General features: G+C 66.9%; 12 protein-coding genes and 2 tRNA genes. 8 read left to right on the top strand and 6 right to left on the bottom strand.

Annotated features, from left to right (window positions below):
• Nucleotides 1-147: 147 nt before the first annotated feature.
• The 3 genes from AC0MAZ_RS09390 to nirD all read left to right on the top strand — a co-directional run bounded on the left by AC0MAZ_RS09390 (nucleotide 148) and on the right by nirD (nucleotide 7,309).
• Nucleotides 148-4,128, top strand: coding sequence for a molybdopterin-dependent oxidoreductase (locus AC0MAZ_RS09390; RefSeq protein WP_475860912.1), 3,981 nt, complete (start codon nucleotides 148-150; stop codon nucleotides 4,126-4,128).
• Nucleotides 4,129-4,388: 260 nt separating this feature from the next.
• Nucleotides 4,389-6,941 carry a nitrite reductase large subunit NirB gene (nirB, locus tag AC0MAZ_RS09385; protein ID WP_475860911.1) on the top strand — a complete coding sequence of 851 codons (2,553 nt, stop codon included), beginning with the start codon at nucleotides 4,389-4,391 and terminating at the stop codon, nucleotides 6,939-6,941.
• Nucleotides 6,941-7,309, top strand: coding sequence for a nitrite reductase small subunit NirD (gene nirD, locus AC0MAZ_RS09380; RefSeq protein ID WP_475860910.1), 369 nt, complete (start codon nucleotides 6,941-6,943; stop codon nucleotides 7,307-7,309). The genes nirB and nirD overlap by 1 nt, the downstream gene beginning before the upstream one ends.
• A gap of 55 nt (nucleotides 7,310-7,364) precedes the next feature.
• Here nirD and AC0MAZ_RS09375 read toward each other — a convergent pair whose 3' ends face one another.
• Complete coding sequence (locus AC0MAZ_RS09375; protein WP_203647804.1) at nucleotides 7,365-7,790, bottom strand: DcrB-related protein; 426 nt, start codon at nucleotides 7,788-7,790, stop codon at nucleotides 7,365-7,367.
• A gap of 131 nt (nucleotides 7,791-7,921) precedes the next feature.
• Here AC0MAZ_RS09375 and pcaQ point away from each other — a divergent pair, with 131 nt between their 5' ends.
• The 3 genes from pcaQ to AC0MAZ_RS09360 all read left to right on the top strand — a co-directional run bounded on the left by pcaQ (nucleotide 7,922) and on the right by AC0MAZ_RS09360 (nucleotide 12,252).
• The gene (pcaQ, locus tag AC0MAZ_RS09370) at nucleotides 7,922-8,854 is read left to right on the top strand and encodes a pca operon transcription factor PcaQ (protein ID WP_232855774.1); all 933 of its coding nucleotides are present in this window, start codon (nucleotides 7,922-7,924) and stop codon (nucleotides 8,852-8,854) included.
• A 63-nt stretch (nucleotides 8,855-8,917) separates the two neighbouring features.
• Complete coding sequence (locus AC0MAZ_RS09365; RefSeq protein ID WP_232855773.1) at nucleotides 8,918-9,610, top strand: DUF1266 domain-containing protein; 693 nt, start codon at nucleotides 8,918-8,920, stop codon at nucleotides 9,608-9,610.
• Nucleotides 9,607-12,252, top strand: a complete 2,646-nt coding sequence (locus tag AC0MAZ_RS09360; protein WP_475860909.1) for a molecular chaperone DnaJ — start codon at nucleotides 9,607-9,609, stop codon at nucleotides 12,250-12,252. The genes AC0MAZ_RS09365 and AC0MAZ_RS09360 overlap by 4 nt, the downstream gene beginning before the upstream one ends.
• Here the strand turns inward: AC0MAZ_RS09360 and AC0MAZ_RS09355 are convergent.
• From AC0MAZ_RS09355 to AC0MAZ_RS09345, 3 genes are all read right to left on the bottom strand, one after another.
• On the bottom strand, nucleotides 12,246-13,952 hold the full coding sequence (locus AC0MAZ_RS09355; protein ID WP_475860908.1) for an Hsp70 family protein: 1,707 nt from the start codon (nucleotides 13,950-13,952) through the stop codon (nucleotides 12,246-12,248). The two genes, AC0MAZ_RS09360 and AC0MAZ_RS09355, sit on opposite strands and share 7 nt — an antisense overlap.
• A gap of 156 nt (nucleotides 13,953-14,108) precedes the next feature.
• A tRNA-Asp gene (locus AC0MAZ_RS09350) sits at nucleotides 14,109-14,185 on the bottom strand.
• A 13-nt stretch (nucleotides 14,186-14,198) separates the two neighbouring features.
• Nucleotides 14,199-14,274: transfer RNA gene (locus AC0MAZ_RS09345), tRNA-Val, on the bottom strand.
• A gap of 216 nt (nucleotides 14,275-14,490) precedes the next feature.
• Here AC0MAZ_RS09345 and rdgC point away from each other — a divergent pair.
• Nucleotides 14,491-15,411 (top strand): recombination-associated protein RdgC, encoded by a 921-nt coding sequence (gene rdgC, locus AC0MAZ_RS09340; protein ID WP_475860907.1) that lies wholly within the window; start codon nucleotides 14,491-14,493, stop codon nucleotides 15,409-15,411.
• Nucleotides 15,412-15,414: 3 nt separating this feature from the next.
• Here the strand turns inward: rdgC and AC0MAZ_RS09335 are convergent, their stop codons facing one another.
• On the bottom strand, nucleotides 15,415-15,867 hold the full coding sequence (locus tag AC0MAZ_RS09335) for a protein YgfX (RefSeq protein WP_203647809.1): 453 nt from the start codon (nucleotides 15,865-15,867) through the stop codon (nucleotides 15,415-15,417).
• On the bottom strand, nucleotides 15,851-16,105 hold the full coding sequence (locus tag AC0MAZ_RS09330) for an FAD assembly factor SdhE (protein WP_028690159.1): 255 nt from the start codon (nucleotides 16,103-16,105) through the stop codon (nucleotides 15,851-15,853). The genes AC0MAZ_RS09335 and AC0MAZ_RS09330 overlap by 17 nt, the downstream gene beginning before the upstream one ends.
• Nucleotides 16,106-16,238: 133 nt before the next feature.
• On the opposite strand from AC0MAZ_RS09330, the gene ygfZ reads away from it, so the two are divergent.
• Complete coding sequence (gene ygfZ / locus AC0MAZ_RS09325) at nucleotides 16,239-17,180, top strand: CAF17-like 4Fe-4S cluster assembly/insertion protein YgfZ (RefSeq protein ID WP_475860906.1); 942 nt, start codon at nucleotides 16,239-16,241, stop codon at nucleotides 17,178-17,180.
• Nucleotides 17,181-17,184: the final 4 nt, after the last annotated feature.

Below are 17,184 nucleotides of genomic sequence, written 5' to 3'. Positions count from 1 at the left end.
GGCCCGGGATTTGCTGCCCATACACCATCGAGACCATCAACGCCGATGGTCCCCTCCCATCACGACGAAGGCGCCGTGTTGCCCCGCTTGCCGATTGGCAGGCCAGGCAGCCGGCGCCTTTGTCGTTTCATCAGCAGGAGATTGCCGATGAGCGACAGCCAAGTGCGCAGTGTGTGCCCGTATTGCGGGGTCGGCTGCGGCATCGTCATGCACGTGAGCGATGGCAAGGTGGTCAAGGTCAGTGGCGACAAGCAGCACCCGAGTAACTTCGGCCGCCTGTGCACCAAGGGCCAGAGCGCCCATGTGCCGCTGCAGGCCGGGCGCATGGCCCACGCCTTCGTGCGCGACCAGCGCAACCAGCAGCCGGCGCGCCGCAGCCTGGACACGGCCATCAGCGAAACCGCCGCGCGGTTGCGCGCGATCATCGACATCCATGGCGCGGATGCCGTGGCCTTGTACGTGTCCGGGCAGATGTCGCTGGAAGCCCAGTACCTGGCCAACAAACTGGCCAAGGGCTTCATCCGCACCCGCCATATCGAGTCCAACTCGCGGCTGTGCATGGCCAGTGCCGGCAGCGGCTACAAGCAGTCGCTGGGCGCCGACGGACCGCCGGGCAGCTACCAGGATTTCGAGCGTGCCGAGGTGTTCCTGGTGATCGGCGCGAACATGGCCGACTGCCACCCGATCCTGTTCCTGCGCCTGCTGGACCGGCTCAAGGCCGGGGCCAGGCTGATCGTCGTCGATCCCCGGCGCAGCGCCACCGCCGACAAGGCCGACCTGTTCCTGCAACTGCGTCCGGGCACCGACCTGGCGTTGCTCAATGGCCTTCTCTATCTGCTGCATGCCAACGGCCACACCGACGCGGATTTCATCGCCCGCCATACCGAGGGCTGGGAGGACCTGCCGGCGTTTCTTGCGGACTACACCCCGGAGCGGGTCGCGGCCATCACCGGGTTGGACGAGGCCGACATCCGCGCAGCCGCCCGCCTGATCGGCGAGGCCGACGAATGGATGAGCTGCTGGACCATGGGCCTGAACCAGAGCATCCACGGTACCTGGCACAGCAATGCCCTGTGCAACCTGCACCTGGCCACCGGCGCCATCTGCCGCCCCGGCAGCGGGCCGTTCTCGCTGACCGGCCAGCCCAACGCCATGGGCGGCCGCGAGATGGGCTACATGGGGCCGGGCCTGCCGGGCCAACGCTCGGCACAGGTAGCGGCGCACCGGGCCTTCGTCGAGCAGCAATGGCAGCTGGCGCCCGGCACGTTGCGCAGCGAGAGCGGCGAAGGCACCGTGGCGCTGTTCGAACAGCTCAAGAGCGGCGAGGTGAAGGCCTGCTGGATCATCTGCAGCAACCCGGTGGCCAGCGTCGCCAACCGCCAGCAGGTGATCGACGGCCTGGACCAGGCGCAACTGGTGATCAGCCAGGACGCCTTCCTCGACACCGAGACCAACCGCTACGCCGACATTCTCCTGCCGGCGGCGCTGTGGGCCGAGGGTGAAGGGGTGATGATCAACAGCGAGCGCAACCTGACCCTGATGCCCCGCGCCGTCGAGCCACCCGGCGAAAGCCTGGAAGACTGGCGCCTGATCGCGCGCATCGCCTGTGCCCTGGGCTACGCGCATGCCTTCGACTACCCCGACGCCGAGGCGGTGTTCGATGAGATCCGCCACTTCCATAACCCGGACACCGGCTACGACCTGCGCGGCATCGACTATGCCGGACTGCGCGCCAACCCCCGGCAGTGGCCCTGCGCGCCGGGGCGCGAGGATGACCGCAGCCCGCTGCGCTATCGCAACGACGAACACGGCCAGCCAGCGGCACTGGCCTTTCCGACCGTCAGCGGCAAGGCGCGTTTTCATGCGCGGCCCTGGCTGGCGCCCGCCGAGCTGCCGGACGACACCTACCCCTTTGTCCTCAACACCGGCCGCGTACAACACCAGTGGCACACCCTGACCAAGACCGGCAAGGTCCCGAGCCTGAACCGGCTCGAGCCCGGCCCCTTCGTCGAGATCCACCCCGACGATGCCCGGCGCCTGGGCATCCGCGACAAGGACCAGGTGGCGATCCGCTCACGCCGTGGCCAGGCGCTGCTGCCGGCCCGCCTCAGCGACCGGGTGCTGCCCGGTGGCTGCTTCGCACCCTTCCACTGGAACGACCTGTACGGCGAGCAGTTGGCGATCAACGCGGTGACCAGCGACGCCGTCGACCCCACCTCGCTGCAACCGGCCTTCAAGTACTGCGCCGTGACCCTCGAACGGGTCGCGGGCGAACGCATCGAGGCCCTCGACCTGAACGTCGCCATTCCTTCGGAGCCCGTCACCATGCCGACCGCCACCCTCGCCCGCCTGCTGGGCCTGGAGACACAGCCTGCCCCGGTGCTTGCCGAGGAGGAGCGGCATTACCTGCAAGGTTTCCTGCTCGGCCTGCAACAGGCGCGGGCCGAAGGCGTGCCAAGCCTGCCGGCTAACGCACCGCTGGCGCCGACCCGACGCCTGTTCGTCGATGGTCTGCTGGCGGGGCTGTTCGCCCAGCCTCAGGCACAGGCGGGATTACCTTGCCATCGCGTGCTGTGGGCCTCGCAGACCGGCAACGGCGAGGCGCTGGCCGAGCGCTGCGCGAAACGCCTGCGCGAAGCGGGGCTGACGGTGGAGCTCAGCAGCATGGAAGGTGTCAGCCCGGCGCAACTGCGCGGCTGCGCCAGCGTACTGCTGATTGCCAGCACCTTCGGCGACGGCGACGCCCCGGACAGTGGCGCCTCGTTCTGGCAGGCCCTGCAGGGCGCGGGCGACGTCGATTGCGTCAAGCTGCCCTATGCGGTACTGGCCCTGGGCGACTCCAGCTACGACCAGTTCTGCGGCTTCGGTCGCAAGCTCGACCAGCGCCTGGCGGAACTGGGCGGCCAGCGTCTGCTGGAGCGGGTCGACTGCGAGCCGGATTTCGATGCCGCATTCAGTGCGTGGCTCGAGGCCCTGCTGGCGGCCCTCGGCACAAACACCCCCGCGACATCGGCACCAGCAACCGCCGAATCTCACGGCAGGCACCAGCCATGGCCTGCGCGCCTGGTGCAGAACCGCCTGCTCAACGGCCCTGGCTCGACCAAGGAAACCCGCCAACTGGTGTTCGACCTCACGAGTAGCGGCCTGGACTATCAGCCCGGTGATGCCCTGGGCGTGTGGCCGCGCAACTGCCCGGCGCTGGTCCAGGAGCTGCTCAGCCTGATGCAACTCGATGGCCAGGCCGCGGTCGAGCTTGAAGGTCAGACGCCGATGCCCCTGAGCCTGGCGCTGGAGCGGCATCTGGAGATCGCCCGTGTCACGCCACGACAGCTCGAAGCGCTCAGCGAAAACGCACCCTCTCTGCAACAGTTGTTGCAGCCTGAGTGCAAGACCGCGCTCAAGGACTGGCTATGGGGCCGGCAACTGGCCGATGTATTGCGCGAGTTTCCCCGGCAATGGCCACTGAGCCGTTGGCTGACCTTGCTCAAGCCCTTGCAACCGCGGCTGTACTCGATCAGCTCAAGCCCCAAGGCGCATCCCGGGCAGGTGCACCTGACGGTGTCCACAGTGCGCTACGGTGAACGCAAGGGGGTCTGCTCGGCCTTTCTCGCCGACCGTGCTGCGGACGTCGAAGTGGCCATCTTTGCCCAACCATCCAGACACTTCCGCCTGCCCGACGACGACGGCACGCCCATCGTAATGATCGGCCCCGGCACCGGCATCGCGCCCTTCCGGGCGTTTCTCGAAGAACGCCGGGAACGCGCTGCGTCTGGCCGCAACTGGCTGTTCTTCGGCGAGCAGCACGAGGAGCACGACTTCTACTATCGCGAGCAGTTGCTGGCTTGGGAAGCACAGGGCCATGTGCGCCTGAGCACCGCGTTCTCCCGCGACCAGCCGCAGAAGATCTATGTGCAGCAACGCCTGCTGGAACAGGGCGCCGAGCTGTGGCGCTGGCTGCAGGACGGCGCGCATGTGTATGTCTGTGGCGATGCCCAGCGCATGGCCCGGGATGTGGATGCGGCCTTGCGCCAGGTGGTGGCGCAGCACGGCGGCCTGGACGAGGCCGCGGCAGCGGCGTATGTCGAAGGGTTGGGGCGGGACAAGCGCTACCGGCGGGATGTGTATTGATGCACCACGGTGGTGAGGGCTGCACCCTGCTTGTGCGCCCGCACCACCTGGCCAGCACACGCCCAAAGCTGCAACCCTTGTGGGAGCGGGCTTGCCCCGCGATGACCGGAAGCCTGGCACACTCCCTGCTTCACCCAATGCACAACAGCCCCAACGACCAACGGCGGTCAACAGGGGCCTCACACTGATGAGTACAGGCAAAGGCGCCTGGAGCTTCGGCTCCAGGCGCCTTTTTCGTTTTCCGTGATCGAGGATCGGCTATGCAGGCAACAGCGAACGAGGCACAACGAGCACGACTGGTCATCGTCGGCAATGGCATGGTCGGCCATCACTGCGTCGAGCAGTTGATCGAACGCGGCGCCACGGCACACTTCGAGCTGCATGTGTTCGGCGAGGAGCGCCAGCGCGCCTACGACCGGGTGCACCTGTCGGAGTATTTCACCGGCAGCTGCGCCGAGACCCTGGCCCTGTGCGCCCCGGACTACTACAGCCGCCACGGCGTGCACCTGCACCTGGGCGAAGCGGTGCTGGACATCGATCGCGAGCGCCAGGAACTGCTCACCGCCGAGGGGCGCCTGGGCTACGACCAGTTGATCCTGGCCACCGGCTCCTACCCGTTCGTGCCGCCGATCGAAGGCTCCAGCGGCAATGCGCGCCTGGTCTACCGCACCCTCGAGGACCTCGACGCGATACGCGCCGCCGCCGCGGATGCCCGGCGTGGCGTGGTGGTCGGTGGCGGCCTGCTCGGCCTCGAGGCGGCCAACGCCCTCAAGTCCCTGGGCCTGGAGGCGCATGTGGTGGAGTTCGCCCCACGCCTGATGCCGGTACAGCTGGACAGCGAAGGCGGCGCGGCGCTCAAGGCACGGATCGAGGCCCTCGGCGTGGGCGTGCACCTGTCCCGCGCGACCCAGTCGATCAGCGCTGGCGAGCAGTACCGCTACCGGATGAACTTCGACGGTGGCGAACACCTGGAGACCGACCTGATCGTCTTTTCCGCCGGCATTCGCCCACAGGACGCCCTGGGCCGGGCCTGTGGTCTGGAGATCGCCGCGCGCGGAGGTGTTGTGATCGACAGCCAGTGCAGGACCAGCGATCCGCGGATCTTCGCCATCGGCGAGTGCGCGTCGTGGAACGGCAGCGTATTCGGCCTGGTCGCCCCCGGCTACGCCATGGCGCGCAACCTGGCCGCGCGGCTGCTGGGCGAGGCGGCGGACGACTTCACCGGCGCCGACATGTCGACCAAGCTCAAGCTGCTGGGCGTGGATGTCGGCTCGATCGGCGATGCCCACGGCGCCACGCCCGGCGCACGCAGCTACCGCTTCATCGACGAGGCCAACAGCGCCTACCGCCGGCTGGTGGTGGATGCCAGCGGCAAGCAGGTGCTCGGCGCGGTGCTGGTGGGCGACAACAGCTACTACGACACCTTGCTGCAGTATGCCCAGAATGGCATCGCCCTGCCGGCCGACCCGGCCGCGCTGATCCTGCCGCAAGGCGGTGGCGCGCCGGCCCTGGGCGCCGATGCGCTGCCCGACAGCGCGACCATCTGCTCCTGCCACAACGTCAGAAAGGGTGCGGTGTGCGCCGCCATCGACAGTGGTTGCGCCGACCTTGCCGCCGTCAAGGGCTGTACCAAGGCCGCCAGCGGCTGTGGTGGTTGCGCAGCCCTGCTCAAGCAGGTGTTCGAACACGAACTGACCGCCCGTGGCGTGACGGTAGACAAGAGCCTGTGCGAGCACTTCGCCTACACCCGCCAGGAACTCTACGCATTGGTGCGGGTGGAGGGCATCCGCACCTTCAGCGAGCTGCTCGAACGCCATGGCAAGGGCCACGTGGGTTGCGACATCTGCAAGCCGGCGGTAGGCAACATCCTCGCCTCGTGCTGGAACCAGCCGATCATGGACCCGGCGCTGGTGCCGCTGCAGGACACCAACGACACCTTCATGGCCAACATGCAGAAAAACGGCACCTACTCGGTGGTGCCGCGCATTCCCGGCGGCGAAATCACCCCGCAAAAGCTGATCGTGATCGGCCAGGTGGCGCAGAAATACGACCTCTACACCAAGATCACCGGCGGCCAGCGCATCGACCTGTTCGGCGCCCAGCTGCATGAACTGCCGCTGATCTGGGGCGAGCTGATCGCCGCCGGTTTCGAGACCGGGCACGCCTACGGCAAGTCGACGCGCACGGTGAAATCCTGTGTCGGCAGCACCTGGTGCCGCTATGGCGTGCAGGACAGCGTGGCCATGGCGCTGCGCCTGGAGGATCGCTACAAGGGCCTGCGCTCACCGCACAAGCTCAAGTTCGCGGTGTCCGGCTGCACCCGCGAATGCGCCGAGGCGCAAAGCAAGGACATCGGCGTGATCGCCACCGACAAGGGCTGGAACCTGTACGTGTGCGGCAACGGCGGCATGCGCCCGCGCCACGCCGAACTGTTCGCCACCGACCTCGACGACGAGACCCTGGTACGGTTGATCGACCGCGTGCTGATGTTCTACATCCGCACCGCCGACAAGCTGCAACGCACCTCGGTGTGGCGCGAGGGCCTCGAAGGCGGGCTCGACTACCTAAAGCAGGTGGTGATCGACGACAGCCTGGGCCTGGCCGCCGAACTCGAGGCACAGATGCAGCTGGTGGTCGATCGCTACGAATGCGAATGGGCCAACGCCCTGGGCGATCCGGAAAAGCTCAAGCGCTTCCGCACCTTTGTCAATGACCAACGCGCCGATCCGGATGTGCACTTCGTGCGTGAGCGTGGCCAGCGCCGACCGGCTGCGCCCCTACAGCTGATTCCCACCCATGAGGAGGCGATGTGATGAACCTGTCCAACACGGCTGTAGCAAGTGAAACCCGCTGGCAGGCGGTGTGCCTGGCCAGCGACCTGGTCGCCGACTCCGGGGTGGTGGTATGGCACGAGGGCGAGCAGGTGGCGCTGTTCTACCTGCCGGGACAAGGGCGGGAATTGTACGCCGTCGGCAATCGCGACCCACGCTCGGGCGCGAACATCATCGGGCGTGGGCTGGTGGGCAGCCTGGGAGCAACCGTGGTGGTAGCGGCACCGCTGTACAAGCAACATTTCTGCCTGCAAAACGGTAACTGCCTGGAAGATCCGACACAGCGCTTGCCGGTGTGGCCGGTGCGTATCCGTGGGATGACGGTCGAACTGGGACAGAGATTCAGATAACGATCAGCCTGCCGGGGCATGCCCCCGGCCAGTGCCCGGCTCTTGCCGCGGGTAATCAGTTCAGCCGCAAACCTGCCTTGATGGCTTCCCAATGGGCCAGATCAACCGCCTCCAGTGGTGTTTCCTTGCTATAGCTGACTGCCACGAAACGGGCCTGCCCGCTTGGCGCGTAGGCCAACTGACGCTGGTACGAGACCACTTCGCCGCGCTTGAATTGCAGGCTGACTTCCAGGCCGTGGATGCCGCGATCGACGCCTGCGCTGACCGGCTGTGGTTCGCTGATGACCGCCCCCAGGCGCTCACGCAACTGCGCCAGTTGCTGCTGGTAAAGCGCCTCCAGCGTCTGCCCGGCCGCCAGCGGACTGCGGGCGATCACCAGGGTGGTGCCACGCTGACGGAAGGTCAGCATGTTCATGGTGGTGTCTTCGGGCGTTTCATCGCCCAGTTCAAGGACCAGGTCCTGGGTCAGGTAGGCGGCCATAGCGCTGCTCCATGCATCGAAGCGGCACACGCTAAAGGTTCGGGGCTTCGCCTGCAAGGGAGGAACCGCCGCCCAGTGACGAAGATCATCCAGACGTTGCAGGTCTGGCCCGCACGGATACACTGCCGGGCATGAACCTCGATACCCGCATCAAGTTCCGGCACCTGCTGTGCTTCCTGGAGATTGCCCGGCAGGGCAGCCTGGCCAGGGCCGCCGACGTGCTTGCGATCAGCCAGCCGGCGATCTCCAAGACCCTCAAGGAACTGGAGGAGCTGCTCGAGGCACGCCTGTTCGAACGTGGCCACAACGGCGTGACCCTGACCCCGGCCGGCACGCGCTTCATGCGCTACGCCGGCCCCAGCGTGCAGGCGTTACGCGACGGGGTCGGCAGTGTCCGCGGCGAGGCGCGGGCGCCGTCGCAGGTGCGCATCGGCGTGCTGTCGACGGTCGAAGGGCTGCTGATGCCCGAGGTGCTGTGCCGCCTGCACCAACGTCACGAGGCGTTGCTGATCAGCGTGGTGACCGGGGCCAGCGCCCAGTTGCTCGGCCAGTTGCACCTGGGGGAGCTGGAACTGGTGGTCGGGCGGATGACCGACAGCCCGCAGATCCAGGGGCTGTCGTTCGAGCACCTGTACAGCGAGTCGATGACCCTGGTGGTGCGGCCCGGGCATCCACTGCTGGCGCAGCAGCCCGTCGAGCGCAGGCAGGTCGGTGATTATCCGCTGGTGCTGCCGCCACCGGGGACGACCATTCGCCAGCATGCCGACAGCCTGTTCGTGCAATGCGCGATCCCGCTGCCGGCACAGCGCCTGGAAACCTTGTCGCTGGCCCTGAGCAGGCGCTATGTGCTGGGCAGCGAGGCGGTCTGGGTGGCGCCACGGGACGCCGTGCTGATCGACTTCGGGCGTGGCGAGCTGGCCGAACTCGACCTCGGTGTGCGCGAACCGGGCGGGTCGGTGGGCATCTGCCGCAATGCGGCCCTGCCCCAGAGCCTGCCGGCGCAATGGGTGTGCGAGGTGCTCCGCGAGGTGGCCGAGGCCTATCGACTCGGGACCTATCCCTGACAACCCGGCAGGCATCTTCCTATACAATCCCCGCCAGTTCCCCGCGCCTCCAGGACCCCTTTCATGGACGAAACCGCGCAGCACTGGCTGCATGCCCTCTCCGCCCCCATGGCCGCCCTCAACGGCGCCAGCTACACCGCCCCCGACTATTTCGAGGGCGAAGACCAGACCGACCTCGAGCGCTGGTGGGGCATCAGCAACCGCGCCCAGTTGCTGGACATGCTCAGCATGGCCGACAACGGCCACGCCACCGAGATGAGCGAGGCCTACTGGCAATACCAGCGCTGCCTGCCCAGCCAGTGGCAAGCCCTGCTCGACACCCTGTCTCCACGCGAGCGCATCCGCCACGAATACGCCGCCCGCACCTTCCCCGACTGTGGCCCGGGCGGCACCCGGGCCTGGGACCTGGGGCGCATGGGTTTCCTGTTGCGTGCCGGCGTCAAGAAAGGCCTGATCGATCGCGACGAGAGCCTCTACCTGCACTACCGCCTGGCCCTGCGCGCCCGCCATTACTACAACCGCTGGGACGGCTACCTGGCCGGCTACCTGTTCGGCAAGGCGCTGTGGAATGCCAGCGACAGCAGCGACGAGACCCTGGCCGCCAACCTCGAGCGCCAGGGTTGCGAGCACTGGAATCGCTGCATCGTGCTCAACCTGCGCCTCGGCGCCCATGACCTGCTGGCCGGGTTGCCCTGGGACATGCCCCTGCCCGAGCCCGCACGACCCACCACGCTGGAAGAGGACTGCTGGTCATGAGTTGCTGGATTCGCCTGGGGATCGAACCGACCCAGGACCTGGACACCATCCGCCTGGCCTATCGCGGCCGCCTGCCCTCGCACCACCCGGAAACCGACCCCGAAGGTTTCCAGGCGCTGCGGGCAGCCTACGAGGAAGCCCTGCGCCTGGCCCGCGAGCAGGCGCCCAGCGAGGCTGAGCCAACACTCGAAGAGAATGCCCCTCATCCAGCACTCAAGCAGTTCCACACCCTGCTTGAGGAGCCGTCCCTGCGCTTCGACCCACAAGCCTGGCAGCGCTTTATCGCCGAACTGGACGAGTTGCCGCTGGACGAACTGGACGACCTCGGCTGGCAACTGCTGCACTCCCTGCGCGACTGCGGACCGCTGTCCCACCACTGCGCGAGCCTGCTGGCCCGGCGCCTGGGCTGGGCCGAACAGCTGCTGCGCCTGGACGACCGCCACGAAGTGGAAGCTTTCCTCGACCGCCTGGAAGAACCCGACCCCTTCGATACCGCCTGCATGCGCGACTGGCCGGCCAGCGCACAGATGGAAAGCCTGTGGTATTTCCGCAGCCTTGAATACTGCTACCAGCAGCGCCCACTGTTCGAGTACGAGCAGTTCGCCGGCGTGCATACCTGCCTGGCCATGCCGGATGACCCGGCCCTGGTGCAACGCCTGCTGGTGCAATTCTGCCAGGCCGGCATCGCCAGCAGGACCTTCTACGACCTGCTCCAGGCGCGCCAGCAACAGGCCCCGGACGATGCCGACCTGCTCTACCTGCTGGCCCGCCAGGCCGATGCCCTGGGCGCCGAGCAACAGGCCCTGGACTGCTGGCTGCGGCTGTACCGCGAACACCAGCACCCCCAGGCCGAACGCTGGCTGATCGACCTCTGCGCCCGTCACCAGCCCCAGCGCCTGCCGTTGCTGATCCAGGCCTTCGACCGCCTGCACACCCCGGCCGGCTGGCCCGCCGAGCTGGACGACCCCGCGCAAAACTGGGGCAGCCCCGGGCAATCCCCGCAGACCCTGGCGCGCTGGTCCGAAGCCTCGCGCCTGGAGCTGCAAGGCATCGCCGCGACCTTTGTCGACTGGCGGCTGGACGGCGACGACGAACTGCCGCTGCTCGCCTGGCTGTTGCAGGACCCGCAGGACCACGACCTGCACCGCCTGTACTGGCAGGCCTGGGCGCTGCAACGCGGGGAAGCCGGCCTGCTGCGCCAGGTTCTCGCCCAGCCCCTCGCCGAAGATGCCCTCGACGCGCTGATCCTCGAAGGCTTCCAGCGCCAGGCCCGCCAGCAACTGCACTGGCTTGAACAGGCCCCGGTGGTCAAGGCGCTGGTGGATTTCTGCGCCAGCGACGACCCGGTGGCGGCCCTGCCCGAGGCCTTGACCGAGGACGCCATCCGCCCAGTCTGTCGCGAATGGCTGCGGCGCATGCGGGTCTACCCGGCCCACGCCCTGCATGCCCTGAATGTGCGGTTCGACATGCGCCGCCTGTTCACCACGCCGTTCGCCTTGCAACTGCAGGGCAACCTCGCCGAGACCGGTGTGCTGCTGCCGGCGATGCCTGAAGGTGAGTCGCTGTGGAACTGGCATCGCCAGCAATTGTTCATGCTCGCCCTGCTGGAGCAGCCGTCACGCTGGCTGACCCTGATCGACCCGGCCCTGCCGAGCCAGCTGCACTACCCGGCCGGGCATCCGTTCGCCCCGCTGCACGCCCTGCTCTGCCAGTTGCTGCCCAGCCCCGACGGCAGCAGTGGCCTGCTCGGCAGCCTGGACACCCGCGACCCTGTACAGGCGGTGGTTTCAGCGCGGTTGCTGACCCTGCATCAAGCCCTGAACAGCACACGTCTACCGGATGCAGCGCAATTGCTGGCCTGCCTGGAGCATGACGATGGCAGCCTGGGCAACGACCATCCTCTGGGTTATCTGCTGTTTTGCGCCGTGCTGCACCATGACCGCTCCCTGGACACCGAGCAGCGTGAACGTCTGCGCCAGCGCCTGGAAGCGCTGGCCCCGCAGGACGAATGGTTCGAGGCGCTGCGCAACGGCTTGCTGCAAGGCAAGACCAAGCATCCACCGGCCGAACTCGCCCATGCCCACGGCGTCGACAGCCGTGCGCTCAATGACGTGCTCGACGCCCTGGACAGCCTGTACAACGATTGCGCGCCGCCAAAGCTCCGCGCCCTGCGCGCCTTGCAGAAGATCAAGGACGACCCGCAGCAGGACCCGGGCCTGCGCTGTGCAATCATGGCCGTGCTGTCGTGGAGCGAGCGCATGCTGCGCAATGCCCTGCAGCACCCTCCGGCGAAATTCTGGGCCGTATGGAAGCTCAATAGCCGCCTGAACCGCTCAGGATTCGCCTTGAACCTGGCCGCCGCCGCCCTCTGCGCCAGCATGATGCTCACGCTGCCGGTGTTGATGCTGGTCACGGTGCTGTTGTTGATCAGCGCCTTCCTCAGGCGCCTGCGCGACCTTGGCCAGGGTATCCCGGCGCTGATCCTGCTGCTCGTGCTGAGCAGGGTGCTTCCGGTACTGCCGCTGTTGCTGCTGGGGCTGCCCGGTGACCGGCTGCCGAACCGCTACGGCTCGCAACCGGGCCAGCAGGCGCTGCTCGATGACAGCCTGCAGGCTACCCTGCGGCGCCTGAACGGTCAGTAGCGCAGCTCGTCGAGCGCCTGGCTCAACGCCTGGCGCTCACGGCTGATCTCACCGGCCTGCTGCCCGGCGAGCACGGCGTTGAAGGCGTCCAGCCAGTTGCCGATCAGCTCGCGCTCGTCGCCCAGGCTCTGCATCCAGGCCCGCTCCAGGCGGGCCAGCAGGGTACGGTTGGGCAGCGTGTCGCGCGGGTGGATCTTCAGCCGCGCCAGGCGCTCCTCGCTGGCCAGGCGCGCCTCGGCATCCAGCCCGGCGGGGCTGCGGTCGATGCTGTGGCTGTGCTTCTGGCCGCTTTCGAGGAAGGTCACGTCCACTTCCAGCAGACCGTTGATGTCGTAGCTGAAACGCACGTCGAGTGACTGGATCTCGCCGGTCGACTGCAAGGGGATCTCGAAACTGTCCACCAGGATGTTGTCGCGCACCCACGGCCGCTCGCCCTGGTACACGGCGATGCGCACGAACTTCTGCTCCGGGTGGCTGCTGTAGAAGCGCTGCACCTTCGAGGTGGGGATCACCGTGTTGCGCTCGATGATCGGCGAGAACGCACCGGTGACGTCCTCGCCCCGGGACGAGGCCACACCGAGGGTGTAGGGGCAGACATCGGTCAGGATCAATTCGTCGATGGCCGCGTCGCGGGCCTTGCACGCCGCCTGGCTAGCCGCGCCGAGGGCGACAATGGTGTCCGGGTCAAGGTGCCGGTACGGCAGGCGGCCGAACAGCTTGGCCACCAGTTGCTGCACCTGCGGCATGCGCGTGGCGCCGCCTACCAGCACCAGGCTGTCCAGCTCGCGTGGGCTCAGCCGGGCATCGCGCAGGGCCTGCTCGATGGGCGCACGCACCCGGGTCAGCAAAGGCGCCCAGATCGCCTGCAGCTTGAGGTCGTCCAACCGCCACTCGCGGGGCTGCACGCCATCGTGCCAGTCCAGCACGCGGCTGCCCTCGCCCGCCTCGCGCTTGAGCTGTTCGATGGCGTCATGCAGGCTGGCCAGGGCCTGGGGGGCCAGCTCCTCGACCTTGAGGTTCCAGTCGCGCAGGCAGGCCTGCAACAACGCTTCGGTGAAATCCTCGCCGCCCAGGTAATTGTCACCGGTGGAGGCATGCACCTCGATCAGCGGCAAGGCGTACTCCAGCACGGTGACATCGAAGGTGCCGCCGCCCAGGTCGAACACCAGGGTGCGCTCGAACTTCTGCTCGTGAAGGCCATAGGCCATGGCCGCGGCGGTCGGCTCATTGATCAGCCGCTGGACCTTCAGCCCGGCCAATTCAGCCGCGAATACCGTGCGCTTGCGCTGCTCGTCGCTGAAATACGCCGGTACCGAAATCACCGCCTCGTTGACCGCGCAGCCCAGGTACGCCTCGGCATCCTGTTTCAACGCACCCAGCACCAGTGCAGACAATTCTTCAGGCGTGAATCGATGCTCCCCCAGCGTGTAGCGCTTGTCGCTACCCATGAAGCGCTTGAACGCCGCCGCGGTGCGCTCGGGGTGCGTGGTCAATCGCGCCCGGGCGGCCTGGCCGACCAGAATCGAGCCGTCGTCATCGACACTGACCACCGAAGGGGTGAGCACTTCACCCACGGCATTAGGGATCAGCCGGGCTTCACCGCCCTGCCAGACGGCAATCAGGCTGTTGGTGGTGCCGAGGTCGATACCGAGCAGTGGCGTGGAATGGGTGGGGGCGTTGGAGAGGCTGGCATCCTGCATGATCGGTCTCTGGCTTGCGATAGGAACCGACGCGGGGCCTGCTGGCCACATGCGGCGGACAGGGCATTCTGGCGCAATGCCAGAAACAAAAAAAGCGACCCTAAGGTCGCTTTCTCTGTTGCTTCCGGGTGTTCAGTGGGCCCTGGAAGCTAAATATGGCGCGGCGGACGGGACTCGAACCCGCGACCCCCGGCGTGACAGGCCGGTATTCTAACCGACTGAACTACCGCCGCGCTATACATCGAGTGGTGGGTGATGACGGGATCGAACCGCCGACCCTCTGCTTGTAAGGCAGATGCTCTCCCGGCTGAGCTAATCACCCTTCGTCTCGGTGTGGCGCGCATTCTACGGAGGACCTCCTACCCTGGCAAGCACTTTTTTCAAAATTTCTGAAAAAAATTTCCAGGCCTTTCAAAGACCTAGCCGCGCCGCGATTTTCTTCCTCTCTATATGACTGCTGGCCCTATGACAGGGTTGGCCTGGAACCGCCCCTCGGAGAATAATGCCCGCCTTATGTATTAAGGAGAGATTCCCCCTCATGTGGTTCAAGAACCTGCTGTCCTATCGCCTGACCCAGGAAGTACCGTTCGAGGCCGAGGCCCTGGAGGCCGCCCTGGCCAGCAAGCCGGCCCGCCCCTGCGCCAGCCAGGAACTGACCACCTACGGTTTCGTCGCGCCGTTCGGCAAGGGCGAGGACGCCCCCCTGGTCCACGTCAGTGGCGAGTTCATGCTGATCGCCGCCCGTAAGGAAGAACGCATCCTGCCCAGCAGCGTAATCAACGACGCGGTCAAGGAGAAGGTCGAGGAGATCGAGACCGAGCAGATGCGCAAGGTCTATAAAAAGGAACGCGACCAGATCAAGGACGAGATCATCCAGGCCTTCCTGCCGCGTGCCTTCATCCGCCGCTCGATGATCTTCGCCGCCATCGCCCCGCGCCTGGGCATGATCCTGGTCAACTCGGCCAGCGCCAAGCGCGCTGAAGACCTGCTGTCGACCCTGCGTGAAGTGATCGGCTCGCTGCCGGTGCGCCCGGCCACCGTGAAGATCGCGCCGAGCGCGACCATGACCGACTGGGTCAAGTCGCAAAAGGCCGCCGAGGGCTTCTTTGTCCTCGACGAGTGCGAACTGCGCGACACCGCCGAGGACGGCGGCATCGTGCGCTGCAAGCGCCAGGACCTGACCAGCGAGGAAATCCAGCTGCACCTGAGCACTGGCAAGCTGGTCACCCAGCTGGCCCTGGCCTGGCAGGACAAGCTGTCGTTCGTGCTCGACGACAAGATGGTGATCAAGCGCCTGAAGTTCGAGGAACTGCTGCAGGAGCAGGCCGAGCAGGATGGCGGCGACGAGGCCCAGCAACAGTTCGACGCCAGCTTCCAGCTGATGATGATGACCTTCACCGAGTTCCTGCCAGTGCTGTTCGAAGCCCTGGGCGGCGAAGAGATCCCGCAGGGGGTCTGAGGGTCAGGCCGGCGCGGCCCAGCGGCGCCGGCTGAACTTCAGGCGCACCCGCAATCGCCGGTGCGCCTCACGATCCAGTGCGTCCCTGGGGATGCACTGGCTCTGGCTGAACCTGTGCCCCTTGGGCACGAACCGCAGTACCACCAGGTTGGGCAGTGCGACGCTGTCCCTGCACAGGCGCGCCAACTGCCAGCCCCGCGCGCGGCTATATAGAAGCCAACCACGTGGGTCACGGCGCAGGCCGGTGATGGCCTCGGGGTGTATCAGCAGGATTCGCCGGGGAATGGCCCAGCAGGCGTGGGCAAGACAGGCGACGACCAGCAGGCCGCGCAGCCAACCGGGCAGCGCCATCAGCGCGAGGGTAAGCAGTGCCAGCGCCAGGCTGGCGAGGTAGGCCGTCAGCAGCAGGCGCGAGCCTTGCCAACGGCACTCGAAGCATTCACTTGGGCTGGACACGGTCCAGGATGATGCGAACCATGCGCTGCAGCTCCGGGTCTTCGGACTCGCTGCGTTCCATGAACCAGCCGAACATGTCCTGATCCTCGCAGGTCAGCAGGCGACGATACAGCTCGCGGTCGGCTTCGCTCAGGCTCGGGTAGACCTCCTGGGTGAAAGGTACCAGCAGCACGTCCAGTTCCAGCATGCCGCGGCGGCTGTGCCAGAAAAGCCGGTTGAGTTCAGTTTGTTCGACCATGGGGCCCTCCTCGAGTGGTCGCGCAGTATACCGTGCAGCGGACAAAGCGGCACAAGGCGTTGGTCTAGTCACCTACCTATTTTGTTACCGGCGTTCTATGATGGCCGCCAGTCTTTAGCTACCGCGATGACCCATGGCCGATTCCGCTTTCTTCTGTACCCTCTCCCATGAGGGCATCCTCGCCGTCCGCGGCTCCGACGCCGGCAAGTTCCTGCAAGGTCAGCTGACCTGCAACATCAGTTACCTCAGCGACGAGCACGCGAGCCTTGGCGCCCGTTGCATGGTCAAGGGGCGCATGCAGTCGAGCTTCCGTATCCTGCCCGAGGGCAATGGCTACCTGCTGGCCATGGCCAGCGAACTGCTCGCGGCACAGCTTGCCGACCTGAAGAAGTACGCGGTGTTCTCCAAGGCCACGCTGGTCGACGACAGCGCTGCCTGGACGCGCTTCGGCCTGCAGCAGGGCGACGCCGCCCTGCAGGCGCTGGGCCTGTCCGTGGCGGACGAGGCCGGCGCGACCGCCCGACATGATGGGCTGATCGCCGTCCGCGCCTCGGCCGGCCGGGCCGAACTGTGGGCGCCTGCCGACCAGGCTGCCGCCGTTGGTGAAAAACTCGCAGCCTTGCTGCCTGAGGGCACGCTCAACGACTGGCTGCTGGGCCAGGTCCGCGCCGGCATCGGCCAGGTCATGGGCCCGACCCGCGAGCTGTTCATCCCGCAGATGATCAACCTGCAGGCCGTCGATGGCGTGAGCTTCAAGAAAGGCTGCTACACCGGTCAGGAAATCGTCGCCCGCATGCAGTACCTGGGCAAGCTCAAGCGCCGCCAATATCGCCTGGCGCTGGCCGAGACAGCGGTACCCCAGCCGGGCGCCGAGATCTTCTCGCCGACCCACGGCTCGTCGGTCGGCGAAGTGGTGATCGGGGCCAGCACCGGCAGCGCCGTCGAACTGCTGGCCGTGCTCAGCGCCGAGGCGGTGGCGGACGACAACCTGCACCTGGGCAGCCTGGAAGGCCCGCGCCTGACGCTGCTCGACCTGCCTTACGAACTGGACCGCGACCGGGAAATCCAGCGCTGACCAG

It is taken from the genome of Pseudomonas sp. A, assembly GCF_056270345.1.
This window is presented reverse-complemented; position numbering and strand designations above follow the sequence as displayed.